13 protein-coding genes are annotated in these 7,219 nt (G+C 40.9%); 8 read left to right on the forward strand and 5 right to left on the reverse strand.

The window, feature by feature from the left end; translation table 11 throughout:
- Positions 1-31 precede the first annotated feature (31 nt).
- On the reverse strand, positions 32-295 hold the full coding sequence (locus LD39_RS00120; RefSeq protein ID WP_035541492.1) for a NifU N-terminal domain-containing protein: 264 nt from the start codon (positions 293-295) through the stop codon (positions 32-34).
- Positions 296-425: 130 nt separating this feature from the next.
- Between LD39_RS00120 and LD39_RS00125 the strand changes: the two genes are divergently transcribed.
- Together LD39_RS00125 and LD39_RS00130 are read left to right on the forward strand one after the other, a co-directional pair.
- On the forward strand, positions 426-1,253 hold the full coding sequence (locus LD39_RS00125; RefSeq protein ID WP_035541493.1) for a DUF2785 domain-containing protein: 828 nt from the start codon (positions 426-428) through the stop codon (positions 1,251-1,253).
- Between the two features lie 19 nt (positions 1,254-1,272).
- Positions 1,273-1,698 (forward strand): hypothetical protein, encoded by a 426-nt coding sequence (locus tag LD39_RS00130; protein WP_035541494.1) that lies wholly within the window; start codon positions 1,273-1,275, stop codon positions 1,696-1,698.
- A gap of 113 nt (positions 1,699-1,811) precedes the next feature.
- On the opposite strand, the gene LD39_RS00135 is transcribed toward LD39_RS00130, so the two are convergent.
- Complete coding sequence (locus LD39_RS00135; protein ID WP_052158648.1) at positions 1,812-2,003, reverse strand: hypothetical protein; 192 nt, start codon at positions 2,001-2,003, stop codon at positions 1,812-1,814.
- A gap of 141 nt (positions 2,004-2,144) precedes the next feature.
- Here LD39_RS00135 and LD39_RS00140 point away from each other — a divergent pair, with 141 nt between their 5' ends.
- Entirely contained in the window at positions 2,145-2,990 is an 846-nt protein-coding gene (locus tag LD39_RS00140; RefSeq protein WP_052158649.1) for an HAD family hydrolase, read from the forward strand.
- A 173-nt stretch (positions 2,991-3,163) separates the two neighbouring features.
- On the opposite strand, the gene LD39_RS00145 is transcribed toward LD39_RS00140, so the two are convergent.
- The 3 genes from LD39_RS00145 to LD39_RS00150 form a co-directional block, all read right to left on the reverse strand.
- A complete protein-coding gene (locus tag LD39_RS00145; RefSeq protein ID WP_035541500.1) occupies positions 3,164-3,367 on the reverse strand; it encodes a DUF3813 domain-containing protein in 204 nt (67 codons plus the stop codon).
- 2 nt (positions 3,368-3,369) lie between these two features.
- Positions 3,370-3,516 carry a hypothetical protein gene (locus LD39_RS22885; protein WP_197061366.1) on the reverse strand — a complete coding sequence of 49 codons (147 nt, stop codon included), beginning with the start codon at positions 3,514-3,516 and terminating at the stop codon, positions 3,370-3,372.
- Between the two features lie 95 nt (positions 3,517-3,611).
- Entirely contained in the window at positions 3,612-4,433 is an 822-nt protein-coding gene (locus LD39_RS00150) for a Cof-type HAD-IIB family hydrolase (protein ID WP_035541501.1), read from the reverse strand.
- 177 nt (positions 4,434-4,610) lie between these two features.
- On the opposite strand from LD39_RS00150, the gene LD39_RS00155 reads away from it, so the two are divergent.
- The 5 genes from LD39_RS00155 (at position 4,611) to moaD (ending at position 7,042) form a co-directional block, all read left to right on the forward strand.
- Complete coding sequence (locus tag LD39_RS00155; RefSeq protein ID WP_035541504.1) at positions 4,611-5,375, forward strand: alpha/beta fold hydrolase; 765 nt, start codon at positions 4,611-4,613, stop codon at positions 5,373-5,375.
- Positions 5,376-5,449: 74 nt separating this feature from the next.
- Entirely contained in the window at positions 5,450-5,761 is a 312-nt protein-coding gene (locus tag LD39_RS00160; protein ID WP_035541508.1) for a metal-sulfur cluster assembly factor, read from the forward strand.
- Positions 5,762-5,835: 74 nt separating this feature from the next.
- Positions 5,836-6,357 carry a molybdopterin-guanine dinucleotide biosynthesis protein B gene (mobB, locus tag LD39_RS00165; RefSeq protein WP_035541511.1) on the forward strand — a complete coding sequence of 174 codons (522 nt, stop codon included), beginning with the start codon at positions 5,836-5,838 and terminating at the stop codon, positions 6,355-6,357.
- On the forward strand, positions 6,354-6,812 hold the full coding sequence (locus LD39_RS00170) for a molybdenum cofactor biosynthesis protein MoaE (RefSeq protein ID WP_035541514.1): 459 nt from the start codon (positions 6,354-6,356) through the stop codon (positions 6,810-6,812). Before mobB ends, LD39_RS00170 begins: the two co-directional genes overlap by 4 nt.
- Positions 6,809-7,042 (forward strand): molybdopterin converting factor subunit 1, encoded by a 234-nt coding sequence (moaD, locus tag LD39_RS00175; protein ID WP_035541516.1) that lies wholly within the window; start codon positions 6,809-6,811, stop codon positions 7,040-7,042. The genes LD39_RS00170 and moaD overlap by 4 nt, the downstream gene beginning before the upstream one ends.
- Positions 7,043-7,219 lie beyond the last annotated feature (177 nt).

A 7,219-nucleotide genomic window follows, 5' to 3' on the forward strand; every position in this document is an offset into this window, starting at 1 on the left:
GCCACATTGATAGTGGCGGCTCTTTTCGGTTTTAGTATCCGTACTCTTGCAATACGCTTTCTACTTTTGGTGTAAGGGTATCCCAGTCTGCATTAGGTAATTTGTTGACTGTGATAAAGTTTTGAAAACCGAAAACGTTATCGACTTCGTCTAATTCCATAAGATCATTCATGATTTTATGTTCACTCGTTTGACCAGGCATGACTGAAACACTTCCGTCACCTTGGAAAATCATTGAGTCAGTAGTAAACTTGCGAGCATTCGGGTTTGGGGTTTCTTGTACTTGTATTGCCATTTTGCATCCTCCTCCATAACATCTCCTCCTATTCTACCAAAAAAACGGCTGAGTCAAAACTATTGATCATAATCTTACAGCTGTTACCAATATCTGTGTTACAATTAAAGCAATTTTTAGGAGGTGTGGTATGGAGTCTCGACTAATTGATGTGTTACAACCAATCAAGGACAACGATTATCAGTTGCCCGAGAACCAGAGTTTACAAGAACTGACGACAATGATGCTGCAGAGAATCGGATCGGTACATCCTGTTTTGAGAGATGACTTGATTCACTCTATTTTTACAACATTCATCGAACGAGGCCATTACAGCCACGAGCAGCTTAAAAATATATTACAATCCATTCTAAATAAAAACTACTTATTCTACCGGATCGGTACTTCCAAAAAGGAAGAAGATGCTGTGTTTAAAAGGAGCTTTTCTGTTTTATTAATTCCACCCATTATGGAAAAACACCGAAATTCTCCTTTCTTAAAAGAAGAGGAGATACACAGGGTCTGGGAGAACCTGAAAAAATATATGAATCAAGAGTCTGACCATCGAGGTTATGTTGAAGGGAAAGGGTGGGCGCATGCGATGGCTCATGCGGCCGATGCTATTTATCATGTATCGGCATGCGATGAGATTACGGATAATCAGATCAAGGAGATGCTTCCGATTATTAAGGAACAGTTCTTGATTGACCACCCTTATTTATTTGATGAAGAAGAACGGATGGTTACTGCTGTTATGATCATGTTCAAAAAAATCAGCCCTGCTGAGAGAGTGGAATGGCTGGAAACTTTACTTTACCGCAGAAACAGCTGGGATGATCCGAGAGAAGACATAATCATTAACAATAGCAAGCACTTTTTACGTGCTCTTTATTTCCGCATGTTGGAAGGAGACCACCGAGAGCTTCGACAGGTTTTAGAAAATTTGCTAAGGGAACTTAGGAAACAAGAAGCATACTAACCGAACGTGGAGGGCGCTTATGATTCGATGGGGCATATGGATAGGCACGACATCCGGGATCGTATTAGGGATGTATATGTGGTATGTCGAATTGGTTACAGGGAAAAAGATCTACACTCTGCTCATGAATGTAGATTTTATTCCTGTTATCGGAAACATTGACTGGCCGGTTGTCATGGAATGGCTCTTTCATATGGTCATTTCCTGGGCAATAGGTATACTATATGCTTATGTTTTTATGCATAAGCGCTTGAGAGATACCAACCGAAATCGGTGGCTGTTGTCTATTGGTTTAACTGCAGGAGCAGCAATAACCTATGTCCCGCTTACCCTACTCGCCATCAAAGAAACTCCAGCATTGACGGACGAAATCGCCATTTTGTACTGGCTGATCGGTCATATTCTTTATGCGATTACTTTAAAGAAGTCGTTTCAACGTTCATAAAAAAAGGGATTGCCCTCGTTTCGGGCAATCCCTTTTTAAATGGTCTCATGAAACGGTTGGTTCGCCTTTTCGAGGCAAATACTTCGTAAAATAGGCTCCGAGTATCAATAAGGCTACCAACTGACGATTCCTAAAAAATCAAATAGGTTGGCTGAAAAATTGATGATGGCGATGAGGAAAAAACAAACGGATGTCAAAGCACTCTTCATCCCGGTAATACCAGCCTTTTTCCTTCTCCTTGAGAAGAAATAAACAGAAAGTAAAAAGCAGATAATAAATGTAACATTTAATAAAATTGCAGCCATAGGTGGTTAAGCTCCTTTTAAAAGGGTTCAAACAATATTTTAATATATATTAGGAATCGGGTGTGGCGCCAATAGAGAGATGAGTGGAGCTTACTCGAATATGAGCTTGCAGCTGACAATATAGAAAAGGGAATGAGTCCAATGATTGAACAAGCCAGAGCGTTAATCTTTGATTTAGATGGTACTTTATATGAAGATACCGATCATTTCCTTCATTATGCAGAACTTTTGAAGCAGAAGGCAATTATAGAAAAAAGAACGATGTTCAAGAAAGATTACCAGGCGATTATGAGAGATAATCACCCTTTAGCAATCGGAAAAGTCTATGACCAAAAACGCGATGTGATTATCACAGTTGACCCTTTCACCAATCAAGCCACCCAAGTTGAAGAGTGGAGCGGAGAGTCATGGTCCGATCATGAGGTTGACGTTGTCTATCCGGGTTGCTTGACTTATGATTTTGAATCACTTATAGCAATCGGAGATGGATGGTGGCTACCTTATTCCGTGGCCATGCACTATGGAGTGGCTACAAGAGAGGCAAGAAAGTGTTATACAGCTACGAAAAATTTTATGAGCTCTAACCAATTCCAATTAACAAAAACGAGGGGGTTAAAAGAATCCTTGCATAATTGGAAAGCGGACAAAGTGTTAATTCTGGTTACGAATAGTGAAGCTTATGATGTAGAGCGAATTTTAAAGATCCTTGAACTTGAAGGGATCTTCCACAGAATAGTGCATTCAGCAGAAAAGCCGATTCGGACGAAGGCGATTTTTCAAGAAATGTTAGAGGCTTATGGATTAGAGCCAGAGGGCATTGTTTCTATTGGAGACAATTTTATGAATGAGATTGCCCCGGCCTTAGAAATGGATATGAAGGCTATTTTTATTCATAAGAATGTTGCATCTGTTTCTCACTCGAATCTGATTGAAGTAAAAAGTCTTGAAGAATTATGTATAGATAAAAAAACACAGAAACGTTCCTGAACGTGCACTAGCGCTCAGGATTGTTTCTGCACTACATTTAGAAAATCTTTAGGGGGTTACTTCTTAACTTACCCAATTTTGAGAAAGAGTAACTCCGTCAAATGGCTGATTTTTTTTCCTGTATTTAGGTTAGAAAAAGACCAGACCGTAATAGACGGTCTGGTCTTATCATGTTATCGCAAATTTTGGTGATGACTATCAAGCTGTTGTTCAAGCTGCTGTAGCTGTTGTTTCTCCTCTTGAGAACATTGGCTATATGCAGATTGAATTGCTTGTTTCGCCGCCTGCATATCCTCTTGGGATGGTTGACGTCCATCACGGTTTTGGGTGAAACGGTTGACCGCATTTCGTGCGTTTTCAAAAAGGTTTCTGGCCATTTTTAAAACCCTCCTACCGTATGCTGATCAGATTCGATTTCTTTTCGAGCTGCTTCTGAAAGCCTTTTTGGCTCCATCTCGCTTTCGTCGAATTTTCGAACTTCTGAATAGCTGTTTTCCTTGCGATTGTTCTTCTTTTGCTGTTCCATGACAAGACCCTCCTGTCATAAAAATAGCCTGAACGCTTTCACGTTCAAGCTTAGTATGGCAAGAACCTTTACCTTTAAACGAGGAAAAAGTTGACTTACATGGCTTTTTTATTTAACTTCAAATATTCAGTTAGAAATTCACTAATTCCATCACGTTCATTGGTATCCGTGATGTGGTTGGCCAAGTCTTTAAGATCATTAATCGCATTACCCATCGCTACTCCTACACCAGCATAATCGATCATTTCAAAGTCATTGTCTTCATCACCGAAAGCAATGACTCTTTCCTGAGGGATATTAAAGTAGCGAGCGATCTTATCCAATCCTACAGCTTTGTTCATGCCGGCACGGACGATTTCAATGACGTGCCATGGGGCACCCCATTTTCTGTGATCGATCAAGGAAGCGTGCGTATCTAATTCCTGACGAAGTTTTTGGATTTTTTCTTCTTCGGGATGAATTAAGATCGATGTCGGGTCCTCTGTTAAATTTGATTGTAAGCGACCGACCGTAATCGGATCATTTTTCGTCTGGAAAATGCTCATAATTTCCTCATCGTGCTGATCCAGATAAACTTGATCTTTTACTTCAGCAAGGATATTTTTAACGCCAAGTTCCTGGCAGGTATGAATAATCTTATGCGCTGTACGAATAGAGAGAGGCGAGTGGATCGCGTCCCAACGATGATCTTTAGGGTGGTGAATTAATGCGCCGTTGAAGTTGACCATCGGTGTATCCAATCCTAATTCGTGGTAAAAATCGATACTTGCACGGTGTGGACGTCCAGTGGCGATGACGACGATATGTCCCTGGTCCATCGCATTGAGAACGGTTTTTTTCGTTTCTGTACTAATAACTTTTGCATCGGTTAGGAGCGTGCCGTCCAAATCTAATGCAATTAAGTGTTGTTTATTCATTGCTTTCACCTCATTTTGTATATAGTGTAGCGGTAAAAAAGGGAAAATGTAAAGAAATTCCCACTTCGTTACCTAACACTTTCCAATTGAATAGGGCAGTGTTACGATTACATTATAATTCATAATTATTACTCCCATTTAAACGGACAGTAAAGATAATAGAAAGGAAATACGAGAATGATTGGCATTTATCGGAACACATTAAAAAACATACCTGTACTTACAGTTGTGGAATCATCAAAACAAGAAGAGCCACTACCTGTTTTTATATATTTTCATGGTTTCACCTCAGCAAAAGAACATAATTTGGCTCTCGCTTACTTACTTGCTCAAAAAGGATATCGTGTCATTCTTCCTGACAGTGCTTTTCATGGAGAAAGGGAAGAAGATATGTCCAAACAGGAGCTGAATTTCAAATTCTGGGACATCGTGTATCAAAATTTAAAAGAACTCCAGGATATAAAAGATGAATTAGATCGAAATGGATTGATTAAAGATCGAAAAGTCGGTGTTGGAGGAACGTCCATGGGCGGGATCACAACGAGTGCAGCCCTGACAATGTACCCTTGGATCCAAGCTGCTACCGTCATGATGGGCTCTCCTAAACCAGTAGAATTTGCTAAGAAAATGGTGCAGGATGTGGAGAAAACGGGTATTCCATTGCCACTGGAGCCTGCTCAACTGGAAGAACTGTTTGAATCGTTAGAAGGCATTGACTTATCCAACCAAATGGAAAAACTTTATGGCAGGCCATTATTCTTCTGGCATGGAGACGCCGACCCTGTCGTCCCTTTCCAGCATTCATATGAATTCTATAACGAGGCGATAAAGCTCTATAAGAATCCCGAGAATATCCGCTTTTTAAGAGAAGTGGGCAGGGACCATAAAGTAAGCAGGTTTGCCGTTCTTGAAATGGTAAATTGGTTAGAATTAGTATTATGATGATCGCGAATATTTTATTCTACGCAGGTTTTTGTTTATAATAGGTTTTGAAGAATTGTGAAGGGGGAACAAATATGAGTACAGCACTTGAAGAAAACGCAATGGGTGCCCTTGAAAATGTCATCGATCCTGAGCTTGGCATCGATATTGTCAACTTAGGTCTTGTCTATGGCGTCGATATAGATGACGACGGCAACACGACCGTAACCATGACATTGACAGCAATGGGCTGCCCGTTAGCTGGTCATATTGAACAAGATGTTAAACGTTGCTTAGCGGATCTGCCAGAATTGAACGAGATCAAGGTAAATATCGTCTGGAATCCACCATGGACGAAGGATCGTATGAGCCGCTACGCAAAAATCGCATTAGGTATTCCGGATTAATGAACCTAACCCCTGCCGCACGATGTACGGTAGGGGTTTTTACATAACTTCTAAAGGATGGAGGGGAGAGGTCAATGTCTACACAATCGCCGGTCTTCCAAATAGTAGGATACAAAAACACTGGAAAGACTTCACTTCTATCAGAACTCATCGCTTATGGATCGGCTAGAGGGCAGCGAGTAGCTGCCATCAAACACCACGGCCACGATGAACCGTTGAAAGTCATGCACCATGAAACGGATAGTTATCGTCTACATGAATCCGGTGCATTTATGACAGGCGTCGACAGCCCTAGAAGGTTTCAGCTTGAACTGAGTCATTCGGACGGTTTCACCTTAGATGACCTTGTTGAGCTATACCGAAATTTTTCACCAGATTTAATTGTTGTAGAAGGCTTTAAATACGAGCACTATCCTAAGGCAGTTATCATTAAACGAGCGGAAGATCTGAGATTACTCGACCTTACTAATGTCCAGTTCGTTATTACATGGAACGAAAAGCTGACCAGTCACCTGGCACTTCCTGTTTATACATTAAGGGAGTGGAGAAAACGAATGGCCGACATTTATCGCTTAGCACAAGGAGGGCAGGTATGAAGAAAGATTACTGGATTTCAGAAAAGCCATTGGATGTACAGCAAGTCGTTGATAAAGTGACGAGAAGAGAAGCAGGAGCCATCAATACGTTTATCGGAACAGTCAGAGAGTTTACGCATGGGAAACGTACGCTTTATTTAGAATATGAAGCATATAAACCCATGGCTGAGAAAAAGCTGGCCGAAATCGGTCAGGAAATTAAACAAAAGTGGCCGGATTCAAAAACTGCTATCGTTCATCGAGTAGGTCGTTTAGATATCACGGATGTTGCTGTCATCATTGCGGTTTCCACTCCTCACAGAGCAGATTCTTACGAAGCCAGTCGTTATGCGATTGAACGCATCAAAGAAATCGTTCCGATCTGGAAAAAGGAACACTGGGAAAACGGTGAGAAATGGATTGGAGATCAGAAAGAAAAAAATGCTGGTGTACCATCCAAGGAGGCGATGAAATGAACAAGATCCTTTTCTTTGCTGAACTCCGTGAAAAAATGGGGGCAGAAAGCATTGAACTAGACTTGACCGGAAAAAAGGTAGAAGAAGTTAAGGAAATTATTGAAAAGGTCTATTCCCTTACCAAAGTTACTGATTCCATGGTAGCGGTGAATGAGGAATTTGCAAGAAACGAAACAGAAGTGGAAGATGGAGATACGATCGCCTTCATTCCTCCGGTAAGTGGAGGATAAAAGAAGTCAGCCCATTTGGCTGGCTTTTTTTTGATAATGAAGTTTATTCAACAATCGTGCAGGATACTAAATGACTCAATTTCGAGATGATTGGTAGCATGTTTACTTTAATTTGCGCAGAATTAGGAGCTCCTGGAAATCACTCGCTTTCCGTGGGCATGTGGTGAGCTTCCTCAG

It is taken from the genome of Halobacillus sp. BBL2006, from assembly GCF_000786645.1.
Lineage (GTDB): Bacteria > Bacillota > Bacilli > Bacillales > Halobacillaceae > Halobacillus.

Excerpts from the sequence above, each read along its gene's own strand:
- LD39_RS00120 (WP_035541492.1), bottom strand. The coding sequence starts at position 295 with ATGGCAATACAAGTACAAGAAACCCCAAACCCGAATGCTCGCAAGTTT.
- LD39_RS22885 (WP_197061366.1), bottom strand. The coding sequence starts at position 3,516 with ATGGAACAGCAAAAGAAGAACAATCGCAAGGAAAACAGCTATTCAGAA.
- mobB (WP_035541511.1), top strand. The coding sequence starts at position 5,836 with ATGTCTACACAATCGCCGGTCTTCCAAATAGTAGGATACAAAAACACT.
- LD39_RS00160 (WP_035541508.1), top strand. The coding sequence starts at position 5,450 with ATGAGTACAGCACTTGAAGAAAACGCAATGGGTGCCCTTGAAAATGTC.
- LD39_RS00130 (WP_035541494.1), top strand. The coding sequence starts at position 1,273 with ATGATTCGATGGGGCATATGGATAGGCACGACATCCGGGATCGTATTA.
- LD39_RS00155 (WP_035541504.1), top strand. The coding sequence starts at position 4,611 with ATGATTGGCATTTATCGGAACACATTAAAAAACATACCTGTACTTACA.
- LD39_RS00170 (WP_035541514.1), top strand. The coding sequence starts at position 6,354 with ATGAAGAAAGATTACTGGATTTCAGAAAAGCCATTGGATGTACAGCAA.
- LD39_RS00135 (WP_052158648.1), bottom strand. The coding sequence starts at position 2,003 with ATGGCTGCAATTTTATTAAATGTTACATTTATTATCTGCTTTTTACTT.
- LD39_RS00140 (WP_052158649.1), top strand. The coding sequence starts at position 2,145 with ATGATTGAACAAGCCAGAGCGTTAATCTTTGATTTAGATGGTACTTTA.
- LD39_RS00125 (WP_035541493.1), top strand. The coding sequence starts at position 426 with ATGGAGTCTCGACTAATTGATGTGTTACAACCAATCAAGGACAACGAT.
- LD39_RS00150 (WP_035541501.1), bottom strand. The coding sequence starts at position 4,433 with ATGAATAAACAACACTTAATTGCATTAGATTTGGACGGCACGCTCCTA.
- LD39_RS00145 (WP_035541500.1), bottom strand. The coding sequence starts at position 3,367 with ATGGCCAGAAACCTTTTTGAAAACGCACGAAATGCGGTCAACCGTTTC.
- moaD (WP_035541516.1), top strand. The coding sequence starts at position 6,809 with ATGAACAAGATCCTTTTCTTTGCTGAACTCCGTGAAAAAATGGGGGCA.